14 protein-coding genes and 3 tRNA genes are annotated in these 14,876 nt (G+C 62.3%); 9 read left to right on the top strand and 8 right to left on the bottom strand.

Translation table 11 applies throughout. The features are described 5' to 3' along the window. Positions 1 to 16: 16 nt before the first annotated feature. The 3 genes from WA070_RS02035 to WA070_RS02025 form a co-directional block, all read right to left on the bottom strand. A complete protein-coding gene (locus WA070_RS02035) occupies positions 17 to 1,651 on the bottom strand; it encodes a TldD/PmbA family protein (protein WP_422632554.1) in 1,635 nt (544 codons plus the stop codon). Between the two features lie 278 nt (positions 1,652 to 1,929). Beyond that, a tRNA-Pro gene (locus WA070_RS02030) sits at positions 1,930 to 2,006 on the bottom strand. Positions 2,007 to 2,109: 103 nt separating this feature from the next. Beyond that, positions 2,110 to 2,409, bottom strand: coding sequence for a JAB domain-containing protein (locus WA070_RS02025; protein ID WP_422632553.1), 300 nt, complete (start codon positions 2,407 to 2,409; stop codon positions 2,110 to 2,112). 161 nt (positions 2,410 to 2,570) lie between these two features. On the opposite strand from WA070_RS02025, the gene thyA reads away from it, so the two are divergent. The 4 genes from thyA (at position 2,571) to WA070_RS02005 (ending at position 7,519) form a co-directional block, all read left to right on the top strand. After that, complete coding sequence (thyA, locus tag WA070_RS02020; RefSeq protein ID WP_422632599.1) at positions 2,571 to 3,509, top strand: thymidylate synthase; 939 nt, start codon at positions 2,571 to 2,573, stop codon at positions 3,507 to 3,509. Positions 3,510 to 3,651: 142 nt separating this feature from the next. Continuing rightward, a complete protein-coding gene (locus tag WA070_RS02015) occupies positions 3,652 to 4,947 on the top strand; it encodes a 3-methyl-2-oxobutanoate dehydrogenase (2-methylpropanoyl-transferring) subunit alpha (protein ID WP_422632552.1) in 1,296 nt (431 codons plus the stop codon). 253 nt (positions 4,948 to 5,200) lie between these two features. After that, a complete protein-coding gene (locus tag WA070_RS02010; protein WP_422632598.1) occupies positions 5,201 to 6,205 on the top strand; it encodes an alpha-ketoacid dehydrogenase subunit beta in 1,005 nt (334 codons plus the stop codon). Between the two features lie 3 nt (positions 6,206 to 6,208). Then, positions 6,209 to 7,519, top strand: coding sequence for a dihydrolipoamide acetyltransferase family protein (locus tag WA070_RS02005; protein ID WP_422632551.1), 1,311 nt, complete (start codon positions 6,209 to 6,211; stop codon positions 7,517 to 7,519). A 112-nt stretch (positions 7,520 to 7,631) separates the two neighbouring features. Here WA070_RS02005 and WA070_RS02000 read toward each other — a convergent pair whose 3' ends face one another. Further along, positions 7,632 to 8,123, bottom strand: coding sequence for a hypothetical protein (locus WA070_RS02000; protein ID WP_422632550.1), 492 nt, complete (start codon positions 8,121 to 8,123; stop codon positions 7,632 to 7,634). 193 nt (positions 8,124 to 8,316) lie between these two features. Between WA070_RS02000 and WA070_RS01995 the strand changes: the two genes are divergently transcribed. The 3 genes from WA070_RS01995 (at position 8,317) to WA070_RS01985 (ending at position 9,758) form a co-directional block, all read left to right on the top strand. Continuing rightward, positions 8,317 to 9,480, top strand: coding sequence for an AI-2E family transporter (locus WA070_RS01995; protein WP_422632597.1), 1,164 nt, complete (start codon positions 8,317 to 8,319; stop codon positions 9,478 to 9,480). 41 nt (positions 9,481 to 9,521) lie between these two features. After that, a tRNA-Asp gene (locus WA070_RS01990) sits at positions 9,522 to 9,598 on the top strand. An 83-nt stretch (positions 9,599 to 9,681) separates the two neighbouring features. Beyond that, a tRNA-Asp gene (locus WA070_RS01985) sits at positions 9,682 to 9,758 on the top strand. A gap of 86 nt (positions 9,759 to 9,844) precedes the next feature. Here the strand turns inward: WA070_RS01985 and WA070_RS01980 are convergent. The 4 genes from WA070_RS01980 to WA070_RS01965 form a co-directional block, all read right to left on the bottom strand. Next, positions 9,845 to 10,087 (bottom strand): DUF2842 domain-containing protein, encoded by a 243-nt coding sequence (locus WA070_RS01980; RefSeq protein WP_422632549.1) that lies wholly within the window; start codon positions 10,085 to 10,087, stop codon positions 9,845 to 9,847. Further along, positions 10,084 to 10,671, bottom strand: a complete 588-nt coding sequence (locus tag WA070_RS01975) for a 5-formyltetrahydrofolate cyclo-ligase (RefSeq protein ID WP_422632548.1) — start codon at positions 10,669 to 10,671, stop codon at positions 10,084 to 10,086. The genes WA070_RS01980 and WA070_RS01975 overlap by 4 nt, the downstream gene beginning before the upstream one ends. Before the next feature lie 362 nt (positions 10,672 to 11,033). Then, complete coding sequence (locus WA070_RS01970; protein WP_422632547.1) at positions 11,034 to 11,369, bottom strand: cell division protein ZapA; 336 nt, start codon at positions 11,367 to 11,369, stop codon at positions 11,034 to 11,036. Then, entirely contained in the window at positions 11,362 to 11,556 is a 195-nt protein-coding gene (locus tag WA070_RS01965; protein WP_422632546.1) for a hypothetical protein, read from the bottom strand. The genes WA070_RS01970 and WA070_RS01965 overlap by 8 nt, the downstream gene beginning before the upstream one ends. Before the next feature lie 206 nt (positions 11,557 to 11,762). On the opposite strand from WA070_RS01965, the gene tkt reads away from it, so the two are divergent. After that, a complete protein-coding gene (gene tkt, locus WA070_RS01960; RefSeq protein WP_422632545.1) occupies positions 11,763 to 13,730 on the top strand; it encodes a transketolase in 1,968 nt (655 codons plus the stop codon). Between the two features lie 64 nt (positions 13,731 to 13,794). Next, the gene (gene gap / locus WA070_RS01955; protein WP_422632544.1) at positions 13,795 to 14,802 is read left to right on the top strand and encodes a type I glyceraldehyde-3-phosphate dehydrogenase; all 1,008 of its coding nucleotides are present in this window, start codon (positions 13,795 to 13,797) and stop codon (positions 14,800 to 14,802) included. Positions 14,803 to 14,876 lie beyond the last annotated feature (74 nt).

Genomic DNA, 14,876 nt, shown 5'->3' with positions numbered 1-14,876 from the left:
CTCTCTCCCTAACCGATCAACCGAGCGAACGGGCGGTGTTGATGACGTTTATGCCGTTGAAACGGGCAGTCGAGGAACCATGCGACACGGCGGATACCTGCGCCGGTTGCCCCTTGCCGTCGAAGAAGGATCCACCCATGCGATAGTCGCTGGAGTCGCAGACCCCTGCGCAGGCGTTCCAGAATTCCGGGGTGCGGATCTGGTAGGCGACGTCCTCGATCTGCCCGGCGATCTTGCCGTTCTTGATCTCGTAAAAAAGCTGGCCGCCAAATTGGGCGTTGTAGCGTTGCTGGTCGATCGAGAAGCTGCCGTCGCCGATGATGTAGATGCCATCCTCTACATTGGCGATCATGTCGGCGACGCTTTGCTTGGCCTTGCCGGGTTCCAGGCTGACATTGGCCATGCGCTGGAACTGGACGTTCGACCAGCTATCGGCATAGGCGCAGCCGTCCGACGCGGTCTTGCCTTCGATATGCGCCTGATCGCGGATCGCCTGATAGCCGACCAGCTTGCCGTTGCGGATCAGATCCCACTTCTTGGTCTTCACGCCTTCGTCATCGAAGGACACCGCGCCCAGGCTGCCGGGCTGGGTCTTGTCCGCGACGATGTTCACCTTGTCGCTGCCATATTGGAAATTGGCCTTAAGCTTGTCCATCGTCGCGAAGCTGGTGCCAGCATAATTGGCTTCATAGCCCAGCACGCGATCGAGTTCGAGAGGATGGCCAACCGATTCATGGATCGTCAGCCAGGTGTGCGAGGGATCGAGCACCAGATCATATTTGCCCGGCTTGACCGAGGGTGCCTTGATTTTCGCCAGCGCCTGTTTCGCGGCGGCGACGGCATCTTCCTTCATGTCGTAGGACTGGCCGTAGACTATGACGCCGTTGGGCAGCACGGTCTTGCCCGAAGGCGCGCCGTCGAGATATTCAAAGCCCAGACCCATCGGGGCGGACAGGCCTTCGCGAACACGGAACTTGCCGCTGGCCTTGTCGACGGCGGTGACTTCCATCGGCGCCCAGATGCGATGCACGTCCTGATCGATATAGCTGCCGTCGGTGCTGGCAAAATATTTCTGCTCATTGACCAGGAACAGGGTGGAGTTGATGAAGCTGGCCCCGGCGTCGAGCGCGGCGGCGTTGACGCTCATCAGCAAATCAACCTTGTCCTTGATCGGCACGGCCATGCTGTTCTTGACGATCGGGGTACGCCACGACACTTCGCCCACGCCCTTGACCGGCGCGAGTTGCACCGGGGCGCTCTGGCCCGGCGCATTGGCCTTGGCGATGGCGACGGCCTGCGCGGCTGCCTTGGCCACGGCGTCGTTGGTCATGTCGTTGGTGGCCGCGAATCCCCATGCGCCGTTGGCGATGACGCGGATGCCGACGCCGCTCGATTCGGTGTTCACGATGTTTTGGACATTGCGTTCGCGGGTGATGACGAATTGGCGCAGGTAGCGGCCGATGCGCACGTCGCAATAGGATGCGCCCGCGCTTTTGGCGGTGTTCATCGCGACGTCGGCCAGCGCCTTCTTGACGGCGACGTCGATCGCGCTGGTCAGTTCTTCGGCGGCAATGGCCCTGCCGAACATCGCGGGCAAGGCAAGGCTGCCCATGCCCATGGCGCCAAAGGCCAGAAAATCTCTTCTGTGCAAATTTCGTCTCCACCTGCGGATGCCAGCATGATGCGGGTCTGATTGTGCATGATCGCGACCGGGCGGTCGCGTCGATAGACCGGATCATCGCCAAGGTGACGCGGCGGGTCAAATATCTTTTACAATTGCGTAACATGGGCCGGGTGGGTTTCGACAGATGACATATGTCGAAAGCGGCTGGTCATGGCGCGAAAAGTAAGTGCCGCGCGCAGGTATCGCACACATGAGGATAGAAGCCCCCAGAGGGGCGGATCGCCTTATTTGTGCTGAAAGATTGTTGGTCGGGGAAAGAGGATTCGAACCTCCGGCCCCTGCCTCCCGAAGACAGTGCTCTACCAGGCTGAGCTATTCCCCGACCGATGCCGGAAACGCCGCAAGGCACCCCCGTAAGGCAGGCAGCAGCCTATAGAGACGGGTTTTGGGACTGGCAAGCGGGCTGGCGCGCTTTTTTTGCTGGTTCATAACAGGCCTTCGGCGCGGAAGCTGAAGCGCTGTCCGTCGGCACAGATCATATGGTCGGCGAGGTAGAGATCGAGTGGGCGAAGACGCCTGATGAAGGCACGAGTCAGTGCAATATCGACGGGATTGGGCAACGGCGGAATTTTGCCCGGACGGTGCTGGTCGAGGGCGACCCAGTGCGCATCGAGGGCGAGGATATGGCCGATGGCGGTGCGCCAGTCGGTCGTCATCGCCATGCGGTGGCGGGGACGCCATGCCGGATCAAGGATGAGCAGATCGAACGAATGAACGTTGGTCATGAAAGTCAAGGTGGCCGGAAGGACAGGGGACTTTCCAGTCCAAGCCGCTCCGATGTGGCGCAGACCTGGCTGCGTTGGGTCCGTATCGAACCATTGGCGAGAGGGCGACGGCTGGGCTAAAGAACGGGAGACCATTGTTACAGGACGCTGCCTTGACCGATATGCCCCTTCCTTCCGCGCCGCACTATGAGCAGCAATATCTCGACCTGATGCGGACGATCTGGACGAGCGGGGATGAGCGGATCGACCGTACCGGCGTGGGCACGCGGTCGATATTGGGCGCGTGCCTGCGTTTTTCGCTGGCGGACGATGCGGTGCCTTTGCTGACGACCAAGCGGGTCTATTGGAAGGTCGCGGCGCGGGAGATGCTGTGGTTCCTGAGCGGGGACACCAATATTCGTGAGTTGGTCAAACAGGGCGTGCATATCTGGACCGACTGGCCGCTGGATGCCTATCGCCGGGCGACGGGGGAGGCGATCGATCGGGACGGGTTCGAGGCGCGGATCATTGCCGACGATGACTTCGCGGCGCGCTGGGGCGATCTGGGTCCGGTCTATGGAGCGCAGTGGGTGAACTGGCCGCGCTATGAGCCGACGGGGGATGGCCTGTTCCGGCGGACGGAGAAGGGGCATAACCAGATCGCCGATCTGATCGCTGCGATTCGCGCGACTCCGGGTTCGCGGCGGTTGCTGTTTACCGGATGGAATGTCGCGGAGATCGCGAACATGGCTTTGCCGCCATGTCATATGACCTATCAGTTCCAGGTGTCCGACGGAAAGCTGAACGGCCTGCTGTTCCAGCGTAGTTGCGATCTGGGGCTGGGCTTTGCGTTCAATATTTTCGGGCTGTCGATGATGACCAGGATGCTGGCGCAGCAGTGCGATCTGGAGCCGGGGGATGTCGTTTGGCAGGGGGGGGATGTTCACCTGTATCTGAACCATGCCGACCTGGTGCAGGCTCAGTTGGCGCGGGTTCCGGTGGGGGCGCCGAAGCTGCGGATCAAAAGGCGGCCTTCATCCATTTTCGATTATAAGATCGAGGATTTCGAGGTCACGGATTATACGCCGCAGGCCCATATCGCAGCGCCAGTGGCGGTGTGATTTCCAGAGTGAGACATAGGGGTAAACGCACTGGGTGGAAATTGGGTCTGATAAAATAAGGTAAGGAAGGCTTGCCTTCTTTGGCGTTGAAATATAATATCCGCATGAAGCAATATTATTGCGATGCACCATAGGAGGCTGGATGACCGATCCGCAGCAGACCGGAAGCGCCACGGGCGATGCGGGGCGCAACCTGCCGCCATTGCGCCTGCATGTACCCGAACCACCCGCCCGCCCCGGCGAAAGCGCGGACTTCACCCATTTCGACATTCCGGCGGCCGATGCCGCGCCGCGTCCCGATGAAGCGGCGGACCCTGCGCAGATGCGCGACATGGCCTATGGCCTCGTCCGCGTGCTGGATGAGGATGGCGCGGCGGTCGGCCAGTGGAACCCGAAATTACCGCCCGAAACGCTGATCCGCATGTTGCGCGCGATGGCGCTGACGCGGGCGTTCGATGCGCGGATGTTCCGCGCGCAGCGGCAGGGCAAGACCAGTTTCTACATGAAGTCCACTGGCGAGGAGGCGGTGTCGATCGGCGCGGCGATGGCGCTGGCGCAGGATGACATGTGCTTTCCCAGCTATCGCCAGCAGGGGATATTGATCGCGCGCGGATGGCCCATCATCGACATGATGAACCAGATCTATTCGAACAAGGGCGACCGGTTGAAGGGCCGCCAGTTGCCGATCATGTATTCGGCGCGGGAGGCGGGCTTCTTTTCGATCTCCGGCAATCTGACGACGCAATATCCCCAGGCCGTTGGCTGGGCGATGGCGAGCGCGGCGAAGGGCGACACCCGGATCGCAGCGACATGGTGTGGCGAAGGATCGACGGCGGAGGGGGATTTCCATTCCGCCTGCACCTTCGCCAGCGTCTATCGCGCGCCGGTCATATTGAATATCGTCAATAATCAATGGGCTATCAGTAGTTTTTCAGGTTTTGCGGGAGCAGAGGCGACGACCTTTGCCGCGCGGGCGATCGGCTATGGCATTGCGGGACTGCGGGTCGATGGCAATGATGTGCTGGCGGTCTATGCCGCGACGCGATGGGCCGCCGACCGGGCGCGGTCCAATGCCGGGCCGACGCTGATCGAGCATTTCACCTATCGCGTGGAAGGGCATAGCACGTCGGACGACCCGACCGCTTATCGTTCCGCCGAGGAAAGCAGTCTGTGGCCGCTGGGCGACCCGGTCGCGCGGTTGAAGGCGCATTGCATCGCGCTTGGCATCTGGGACGAGGACCGCCACGCCGCGATGGACAAGGAATTGGCCGAGCAGGTGCGCGATGCGGCGCGGGAGGCGGAGAAGAACGGCATATTGGGCCACGGGCTTCATCATCCGATGGAGACGATGTTCGAGGATGTGTTCGAGGAAATGCCCTGGCATTTGAAGGAACAGCAGCAGCAGATGCTGGACGAAGCGAAGGCGGCCGGGTTGTGAGGGGGGGTAGCTTAACTCCCGTCATTCCAGCGAAGGCTGGAATCCCGTTTTCTTTCGTCGGGGTTTCAAAAGGAAGGGAGATCCCAGCCTTCGCTGGGATGACGGATGTAGGGGCTTTGGTTGCTCGTTCCATCATCGCTGCTCCCCCTCTCCAAGCTGCGCTAGCCAGCAGGCTGGCGAGCTTCGCTATCCTCTCCCCCTTGGGGCGAGGAAAGGATCTCTCATGACCGAAACCACTACTGATACCACCCACATGAACATGATCCAGGCGATCAACAGCGCCATGGATGTGATGATGGAGCGCGACCCCAATGTGGTCGTGATGGGCGAGGATGTCGGCTTTTTCGGCGGGGTGTTTCGCGCCACGGCGGGGTTGCAGGCCAAATATGGCAAGAACCGGGTATTCGACACGCCGATCACCGAATGTGGGATCATCGGCGTGGCGGTCGGCATGGGCGCCTATGGATTGCGTCCGGTGCCGGAAATCCAGTTTGCCGACTATATCTATCCCGCGCTCGACCAGTTGGTGAGCGAGGCGGCGCGGTTGCGTTATCGGTCGGCGGGTGAGTTTATCGCGCCGATGACGGTGCGGTCGCCCTTTGGCGGGGGCATCTTTGGTGGGCAGACGCACAGCCAGTCGCCTGAAGGCATCTTTACCCATTGTTCGGGGATCAAGACGGTGATCCCGTCCACCCCCTACGACGCCAAAGGTCTGTTGATCGCGGCGATCGAGGATAATGATCCCACGCTCTTTTTCGAACCCAAGCGCATTTACAACGGGCCATTCGACGGCCATTATGACACGCCGGCCAAAAGCTGGGCCGGGCACCCGCACGCGCAGGTGCCGACCGGATACTATCGGATACCATTGGGCAAGGCGCGGATCGTGCGGGCTGGCGAGGCGCTGACCATCCTGTGTTACGGGACGATGGTGCATGTGGTCGAGGATATGGTCACGAAGCTGGGTATTCACGCGGAAATCGTCGATCTGCGCACGCTGATCCCGCTGGATATCGAGACGATCGAAGAGTCGGTGAAGAAGACCGGGCGGTGCCTGATCGTGCATGAAGCCACGCGCACCAGCGGGTTTGGCGCGGAGTTGCTGGCACAGGTGCAGGAGCGGTGCTTCTATCACCTGGAAGCGCCGATCGAGCGAGTGACGGGTTTCGACACGCCCTATCCGCACAGTCTGGAGTGGGCCTATTTTCCTGGCCCCGTGCGCATCCGCGAAGGCATCAACAAGATCATGAAGGACTAGGGTATGGCGCTGTTTACATTCAAGCTGCCCGACATCGGTGAAGGCATAGCGGAAGCGGAAATCGTCGGTTGGCACGTCAAGGTCGGCGATCGGGTCGAGGAGGACCAGCCGATCGCCGACATGATGACCGACAAGGCGACAGTCGAGATGGAAAGTCCGGTGTCGGGCATCGTCGTGCGATTGGCGGGCGAAGCAGGCGAGCAAGTCGCGATCGGCGCGATGCTGGTCGAGATCGAGACGGACGCGCAGAGCGTGGCTGCGCCCATGCCTTCGGATGAAACGATCGCTGCGGAAACGGTTGGAGAGGCGGTGATTGAGGATGTGGCGACACCTTCCGTTCGCCCTGAGCCTGTCGAAGGGCCATCTTTTTCTTCTGAGCAAATCGCCAAAGAAGAAGTGCAGGGTTTCGACAAGCTCAGCCCGAATGGGAGTGGGGCGGGCCGCGACGACGCAGCACCCGTTCTTGCTTCACCCGCAGTGCGTGCGCGGGCGGCGGATTTGGGGATTGATCTGCGCCAAGTGAAATCGGCGGGCGATCATGTTCGCCATGCCGATCTGGACGCTTATCTGCTCTATGGGCAGGGGCAGGGATATCGGCCAACCGGACGGTCGGCCAAGCGGCCCGACGAAGCGATCAAGGTCATTGGGATGCGGCGGCGGATTGCGGAAAATATGGCCGCTTCCAAACGACATATCCCGCATTTCTCCTATGTCGAGGAAATCGACGTGACCGCGCTGGAGACGTTGCGCGAGCAGATGAACGACGGGCGGGGCGACCGGCCCAAGCTGACGATGCTGCCGCTGCTGATTGCGGCGATCTGCAAGGCGGTGCCGGACTTTCCGATGATTAACGCGCGTTACGATGACGAGGCGGGCGTGGTGACGCGCCATGGGTCGGTGCATCTGGGGCTGGCGACGCAGACGGATGCGGGGTTGATGGTGCCGGTGATCCGCGATGCGCAGGACCGCAATGTGTGGCAGTTGGCGTCGGAAATCCGGCGGCTGGCGGACGCGGCGCGCAGTGGCAAGGCGAAGTCGGAGGAACTGAGCGGATCGACGCTGACACTGACATCGCTGGGGCCGTTGGGCGGGATTGCGACGACGCCGGTCATCAACCGGCCCGAAGTCGCGATCATCGGGCCGAACCGGGTGATCGAGCGGCCCGTCTTTCGCGGCAAGGAAGTGGTTGCGGCGAAGCTGATGAACCTGTCGATCAGTTGCGACCATCGTGTCGTGGACGGATGGGATGCGGCGAGTTTCGTGCAGGTGGTGCGCAAGCTGCTGGAAAATCCGGCGCTGTTGTTCGTGGATTGAGTTCACCAACATCCGTTCGCTTTGGGCGAAGTCGAGAAGGCGGCAATGTCGCGCTTGGTTTCTCGACAGGCTCGAAACGAACGGGGGTGGGGTAGGTCGCCTTCGTAGTGATTTAGCGCATCGTCGCGCGATAGCTGAGGCGACCGGCCCGGCCCGGTTCGACCGTGTCGGGCAGGGTCCAGCGGACATGGGTGATGTCGGCGGGCACGGCGCGGCGCACGCCGCCCAGCGGTGTGGGCAGCCAGAGTTGATCCATCCGGCCCCAACGCGCGCCGTTGTCGACCGATACCTGAATGGCGGGATTGGCTGGGTCGATATCAACGCCGCGCGGCAGGGGGCGGGTGACGGCGAGCGCGCGTAAGGGGCGGTCGCCTTCGTTGCGCCAATGGACGATCACGATCAGTTGATCCCCCGGCGCGGCGCGCCCCGCGCTGGCGAGCAGGCGGCGGGGGCGGCCATTGACGTCGGTGGTGACCCGTTCGACAAAAATCTGGGTATCGAGCCGCAGCGGCGCTTTGCCTTCCATATGCGGTTGCGCCGGAAGGGCGCTCCCCACGCAGACCGTCATCAGCGCGATCATCCCCGGCAAAATGGCAGTCCGCATTTCAAGCCCCGTTATCGTAGTTCCCCGGTCGCTATATCCGCTGTCACCCAATATTTGGTTAAGGCGCTGTTTTGACTGGGTATGGAGCGTGCAAAGGCGAGGATTGCAAATTGACGCCCCGGCGCAGCGGGCGCACACCGATTTCCGTTGGTGTAGAAGGATTCGGGCGAGCGTGGCAGCGGGCGAAAAGCAGATGAGCGCGGTCGAACGGAGCGATTTGCAGGAGGTCAACCGCAGGCGTGATCGCTTGCTGGCGTCCATTGCGCTGACGGCGGGGATCGGGCTGATGCTGGCCCTGCCGTTCGCGTTGCGCGCGGGGGCCGAGTTTTTCCTGCCGTTGACGGCGGCGCTGGTCATCGCGATCGCGCTGGTGCCGTTGCTGGAATGGATGGAGCGGCGCGGCGTGCCTTCGGCCCCGGCCGCATTCATGGCGGTGATCGGGTTTCTGCTGGTGGCCAATACCGCGCTGGTGCTGATCATCGTGCCCGCGACCGACTGGTTCGTTGTCTTGCCGCAACGATTGCCGCAGATCCAGGCGAACCTGGCGCCGCTGATCGACTTTTACAGCAACCTCCAGCGGTTCGTGGATGAAACCGTGCGGATGCTGGCCAGCGGGCCAGTGGCGGCGGCGCAGACGGTGGCGGTGGATACACCCCGGTCGCTGCTCCAGTTTGCAGCGACATCGGCACCAGCGGCGATCATCCAGATGGTGTTCGCGCTGCTCATCATCTACTTTTTTCTGGCCGGATGGACGCGGTTACGGCAGCGGACGATCAACAGCAGGGGCAGTTTCGACGGCGCGCTGGCAGTGGCGCGAGTCATCCAGAATGTGGTCGATGCGACGTCGGCCTATGTCATCACGATCGCGACTATCAACCTGTGTCTGGGCGCTGCGATCGCGCTGTCGCTATGGCTGATCGGGATGCCATCGCCGATGATGTGGGGCGGGATCGTCGCGCTGCTCAACTTCATTCCGTATTTCGGGCCGATGCTGGCGGCGGTGCTGCTGGGGCTGGGCGGGTTGATGGTGTTTGACGATGTATGGGTGGCGTTGCTGCCCGCCGCGTTGCAGGTGGGCTTTCATCTGGTGGAAGCCAATGTCATCACGCCCACGGTGCTGGGGCGGCGGTTGACGATGAACCCGCTGCTGATTTTGGTGTCGCTGGCATTTTGGGGATGGGTGTGGGGGACGCCGGGCGCGTTGCTGGGCGTGCCGTTGCTCATCATCGTCCAGACCATCGTGGCAGCGGCCGGAACGCCCGATATTGCCGGTTTCCTGTTCGAGCGGGGGACATTGACGGTCGCACCGCGCAAAGAAAGTGACGAGAAAGACGAAACTGATGTTACGGACTGTTGACAGCATCGGCGGGCAATCATAGAGGACCGCTCACGCCGAACGCGGGTGTAGCTCAGTTGGTTAGAGTGCCGGCCTGTCACGCCGGAGGTCGCGGGTTCGAGCCCCGTCACTCGCGCCATTTCTCTTACGGGAAATGGATCGGTTTTTTCAGACATGCGTCGTCTGGCAGTCCATCGAGGCTGCAAAAGGACGTCACCCTGCGCGGGTGTAGCTCAGTTGGTTAGAGTGCCGGCCTGTCACGCCGGAGGTCGCGGGTTCGAGCCCCGTCACTCGCGCCACTTCCTGTTAGGGGAAGTGAATTTTCAGAAAATCGGATGACGGCCCCTCGGGGCTTCTCGACTTCGCTCGAAGCGAACGGGTGATCTTAATATTTCCGGAAGTTGCCGGTTTCCATCCAGTTCATCAGATGCTTGAGCGGCAAGAGCCAGATCCACACGATCCCCAGCACGAGATACACCGGCACCTGTGCCCATGTCGGCAGCAGGCCGATCCACGACGACAGGCTGGCGACCATGACCGCCCATCCGGTGATGAGCGCGAAGATGGCGAGCATGCCCACGGGCTTGCGCCAGCTGGGCTGGTGATAATGGCGCGGGTCGATGGTCATGGCGCGCTTCCTTCGATCAGTTCGACTTCGGTCAGGATCATGTCCAGCGGCAAGTCCCAGGGGTCGGCAGGTACGGCGTCGAGTTCCTGCGCCGACCAGGCCAGGCCGATGCGCAGCGCGTCGGGCAGACGGGCGAAGCTGCGGTCGTAATAGCCGCCGCCCTGCCCCAGACGATTGAGATTGCGGTCGAAGCCGACCATGGGCGCGATGATGACGTCCGGCGTGACGGGGCCGTCGCCGACATGCGGATGGTTGGTGCGGAACGGGCCGGGGACCAAGATGTCGTCCGGCGTCCAGGGCAGGAAATCCATCGATCCCAGCCGGTCAAGGACGCGGGGCAGCGCGACGGTCATCCCCATCGCGATGAGCGGCGCGGCAAGGCGTTGCGCGGGGGCTTCGTCGTCCAGCCCCATGTAGAGCGCCACGACCTGCGCACCTGCGATGCGGCGGGCGAGGGGGGATGGCACGACCTTGAACGCAAGACGGTGGGCCAGCGGATCGAGCATCGTTACGAAAGCGCTGCGGCGATCGCGGGCGAGCGTGCGAAGCGTTTGTTTGTCGGTGCTGTCGCTGTTATCGCGCATGAGCCTCTTTCGATGGGGGCGGGCTGTTGTGAAATTTCGCTTCCGTGGTGCCCTCTCGATAGGGGGACACCCCTCCGTTTGGCCTGCGGCCAGCCACCCCCCCCTTCCAGGGGAGGATGCCGGTTGGCGTGGCAGCGCCTTGCTGGATGTATGGCTGACATTGACACCCGCTAGACGGAAGATAGGGCAGGGGTGACGGGACCGCCTTGGCCGTTTGCTGGAATATCCTCTGACGCCTCAACGTCAGGTGGGGACCATGTAGAACGGACCGGAATCCGCCCAGGGACAGCCCCCTTGGATGTGATTATCGCCTCAGGGATGTTCGCTAAAGCTCGTACCAGGCAGAACCCGTCAAACTCAATCTAGGCGTCCAGAGCCGGTGCGGCAAGCCTTGTCCGCAGCTTTTCTATGCGGGCGGCGAGCGCCTCTATCGCGACGGCGGCGTCATCATCCTGTGCTTCGAGCACCAGCTTTTCCTGACGGCCTGCCATTTCGCGGCGCAGGTCGGTCAGTTCGTCGGCCAGAAAGAGCGCGGCGAACAGGAGTGTGCGGACTTCGGTGAGGCCGGGGGTCGATTGCTGGGCGACCCGTGCCTTCTCCTCGATCAGGCTGGCGAGGCGAGCGAGATGGGATTCTTCGCCATCGCGGCTGCGAATATCATATTGGCGTCCGGCGATGTGCAGGGTGATTTCAGCCATGCGCCTTCCCCTTCAGATCATCGATCAGATCGTCGAGCGAGCGCAGGGCGGCGCGGGCGGCGGGGATGTCGATGCTGTGATCCTGAGGGGATGCGACAGTCACCGCGACGCGATCGGCGTCCTGTTCGAGGCGATGAACCGCTCGTTCGAGCGTACCGATCGCCTGCATCATGCGCTCACTTGCCATGCCCCAGCATAGCGGCATTTTGTTTCTGGCAAAAGCAGTCTTTAGGACAGTTTTAACCAGAATAGCGGCGCAATCAGGCCGATCGGCGGATGACGCGCGGTTGACGCATGGGGCGCGAGGCGACAAAGGGGGCGCGACCTTCGACTCGCCTGCCTGCGTGCGGGCGGTGCCAAAAGCCATGCTGAAACGAAAGACGCCCGCCGAAGATGACAGTTTCCGAAAAGTCGCTCGCCAACGCCATTCGGGCGCTTTCCATGGACGCGGTGCAGGCGGCCAATAGCGGCCATCCGGGGATGCCTATGGGCATGGCGGACGTGGCGACCGTGTTGTTCGGGGACTTTCTGAAATTCGATCCGACCCAGCCCAAATGGGCAGACCGCGACCGGTTCGTCCTGTCGGCGGGTCATGGGTCGATGCTGATCTACAGCCTGCTGCACCTGACCGGCTATGCGCGGCCGACGATTGAGGACATCGCCCATTTCCGCCAGTTGCACAGCCCGTGCGCCGGCCATCCCGAGAATTTCGAGCTGGCGGGCGTGGAAGCCACGACCGGCCCGCTGGGTTCGGGGCTGGCCACGGCGGTCGGCATGGCGATTGCCGAGCGGCATTTGAACGCCCAATATGGCGACGATCTGGTCGATCACCGCACCTGGGTGATCGCAGGCGACGGGTGCCTGATGGAAGGTATCAACCATGAGGCGATCGGCCTGGCCGGGCATTTGAACCTGGGCCGGTTGATCGTGCTGTGGGACGATAACAAGATCACCATCGACGGCGCGGTCGATCTGTCGAGCAGCGAGGATGTGCGCGCGCGCTATGCTGCGACCGGCTGGCATGTCGTGTCGTGTGACGGGCAGGATGCCGACGATGTGCGCCGTGCGCTGGCCGAGGCGATTGCCGATCCGCGTCCCTCGCTGGTCGCGTGCGCCACCAAGATTGGTTATGGCGCACCGAACAAGGGTGGCACGTCGGGCGTGCATGGCTCCGCACTGGGCGATGCCGAAGTCGCTGCCGCGCGCGAATTTCTGGGTTGGGACGCTGCGCCCTTCGTCATTCCTGACGATGTTGCGGCTGCGTGGAAGGCAATCGGCGCGAAGGGCCGTGACGTTCGCGCTGCGTGGGAAGCGCGCCTTGCAAGCCATGGCGATGCAGCGGAATTTTCGAGGCGCATGGCGGGTGAATTGCCTGCGGACTTCTCGCTTGAGTCTTATATCGACAGCCTGATCGCCGCGCCGCAGAAGGTGGCGACGCGCCGGGCGAGCGAACTGGCTCTCGGCGCGATCAACGACCTGCTGCCCGAAACGCTGGGCGGATCGGCTGATCTGACCGGATCGAACAATACCAAGACCAAATCGACCGGGCCGCTGACGAAAGATGATTATGCGGGCCGTTATGTCTATTATGGCATTCGCGAGTTCGGCATGGCCTGCGCGATGAACGGCATGGCGTTGCATGGCGGCGTGATCCCCTATGGTGGCACGTTCCTGGTATTTTCCGACTATATGCGCGGCGGCATCCGTCTGGCCGCGTTGCAGCAGCAGCGGGTGATCCATGTGCTGACGCATGACAGCATCGGGCTGGGCGAGGATGGTCCCACGCATCAGCCGATCGAGCATGTCATGTCGCTGCGCATGATCCCGAACCTGGACGTCTATCGTCCCGCCGACATCGTGGAAACGGCCGAGTGCTGGGAACTGGCGCTCAAGGATACGACCGGGCCGTCGGTGCTGGCGCTGACTCGTCAGAACCTGCCGCAGTTGCGCACGGAGAAAGCTGAAAACCTGTCGGCCAGGGGCGCATATCGCCTCGTGGCGGCCAGTGCCGATCGCAAGGTCGTGCTGATGGCGACGGGGTCGGAAGTGGAAATTGCGGTCAATACGGCCAAGATGCTGGAAGAGCAGGGGATCGGCGCGGACGTGGTGTCGATGCCGAGCTGGGCGCATTTCGATGCGCAGGATGCGGCTTACAAGGACGACATCCTGCCCGCCAACGTGCTGCGCGTGTCGATCGAGGCGGGGACGACCTTTGGTTGGGAACGCTATACCGGCATTGGTGGCCTGCGTTTCGGGATCGACAGTTTCGGCGCTTCGGCCCCGGCGGACGCGCTGTACGACCATTTCGGGCTGACGCCCGCGAAGATCGCGCCGCGCATCGTGGCGGCAATGGACAGCTGACTATAATAATGCGGTTTCCGATGGAGGCCGCCCGGATCAATATCACCTTAAGGAGGCTAGTGCAGTGGCAACGAAGGTAGCAATTAACGGTTTTGGACGTATCGGTCGGCTGGTGGCGCGGGCGATCCTGTCGCGCACAGACCATGATCTGGAACTGGTCAGCATCAACGATCTGGGCGACGCCAAGTCGAACGCCCTGCTGTTCAAACGGGATTCGGTGCATGGCAACTGGAAGGGCGACGTCAGCGTCGATGGCGATTTCCTGGTCATCGACGGCAAGCGTATCGCCGTGACCGCCGAGCGCGACCCCGCCAAGCTGCCCCATGCGGCGCAGGGCGTGGAAATCGCGCTGGAATGCACCGGCATCTTTGCGGACAAGGCGAAGGCCAGCGCGCATCTGACCGCTGGCGCCAAGCGGGTGGTCATTTCCGCGCCTGCTTCGGGCGTGGACAAGACGATCGTGTTCGGCGTGAACCATGAAGAGCTGACCGGTGACGACATCGTCATTTCGAACGCCAGCTGCACCACCAACTGCCTGGCGCCGCTCGCCAAGGTGCTGCACGATGCGATCGGCATCGAAAGCGGCTTCATGACGACGATCCACAGCTACACCAACGACCAGAATACGCTGGATCAGATCCACAAGGACATGCGTCGCGCCCGCGCCGCTGCCCTGTCGATGATCCCGACCACCACCGGCGCGGCGCGTGCGGTGGGTGAGGTTCTGCCTGCTCTGAAGGGCAAGTTGGATGGTTCGTCGGTGCGTGTGCCCACGCCCAACGTGTCGGTCGTGGACCTGAAGTTCATCCCCAGCCGCGCAACCACGGTCGAGGAAGTCAACGGCCTGCTCAAGGCCGCTGCCGATGGTCCGATGAAGGGTGTGCTGGCCTATACGGATGAGCCGCTGGTTTCGATCGACTTCAATGGCGATCCTGCTTCGTCCACGGTCGATAGTCTGGAAACGGCGGTCATCGACGGCAAGCTGGTGCGGGTGCTGAGCTGGTACGACAATGAATGGGGTTTTTCCAACCGCATGATCGACACCAGCGGCGTGGTCGCGAAGTTTCTGTAATGTGTGAGAGGCAGGTCAGGCCTGCCTCTCTTTTGCGTCATCCCAGCGTAGGCCGGGATCTCCCTTGCTTCCTC

This window comes from Sphingobium sp. (assembly GCF_049304695.1).
Taxonomy (GTDB): domain Bacteria; phylum Pseudomonadota; class Alphaproteobacteria; order Sphingomonadales; family Sphingomonadaceae; genus Sphingobium.
This window is presented reverse-complemented; position numbering and strand designations above follow the sequence as displayed.

What these genes read in the sequence shown, in the direction of transcription:
- WA070_RS02025 (WP_422632553.1), bottom strand. Translation starts at nt 2,409, where the DNA reads ATGACCAACGTTCATTCGTTCGATCTGCTCATCCTTGATCCGGCATGG.
- thyA (WP_422632599.1), top strand. Translation starts at nt 2,571, where the DNA reads ATGCCCCTTCCTTCCGCGCCGCACTATGAGCAGCAATATCTCGACCTG.
- WA070_RS02015 (WP_422632552.1), top strand. Translation starts at nt 3,652, where the DNA reads ATGACCGATCCGCAGCAGACCGGAAGCGCCACGGGCGATGCGGGGCGC.
- WA070_RS02010 (WP_422632598.1), top strand. Translation starts at nt 5,201, where the DNA reads ATGAACATGATCCAGGCGATCAACAGCGCCATGGATGTGATGATGGAG.
- WA070_RS02005 (WP_422632551.1), top strand. Translation starts at nt 6,209, where the DNA reads ATGGCGCTGTTTACATTCAAGCTGCCCGACATCGGTGAAGGCATAGCG.
- WA070_RS02000 (WP_422632550.1), bottom strand. Translation starts at nt 8,123, where the DNA reads ATGCGGACTGCCATTTTGCCGGGGATGATCGCGCTGATGACGGTCTGC.
- WA070_RS01995 (WP_422632597.1), top strand. Translation starts at nt 8,317, where the DNA reads ATGAGCGCGGTCGAACGGAGCGATTTGCAGGAGGTCAACCGCAGGCGT.
- WA070_RS01980 (WP_422632549.1), bottom strand. Translation starts at nt 10,087, where the DNA reads ATGACCATCGACCCGCGCCATTATCACCAGCCCAGCTGGCGCAAGCCC.
- WA070_RS01975 (WP_422632548.1), bottom strand. Translation starts at nt 10,671, where the DNA reads ATGCGCGATAACAGCGACAGCACCGACAAACAAACGCTTCGCACGCTC.
- WA070_RS01970 (WP_422632547.1), bottom strand. Translation starts at nt 11,369, where the DNA reads ATGGCTGAAATCACCCTGCACATCGCCGGACGCCAATATGATATTCGC.
- WA070_RS01965 (WP_422632546.1), bottom strand. Translation starts at nt 11,556, where the DNA reads ATGGCAAGTGAGCGCATGATGCAGGCGATCGGTACGCTCGAACGAGCG.
- tkt (WP_422632545.1), top strand. Translation starts at nt 11,763, where the DNA reads ATGACAGTTTCCGAAAAGTCGCTCGCCAACGCCATTCGGGCGCTTTCC.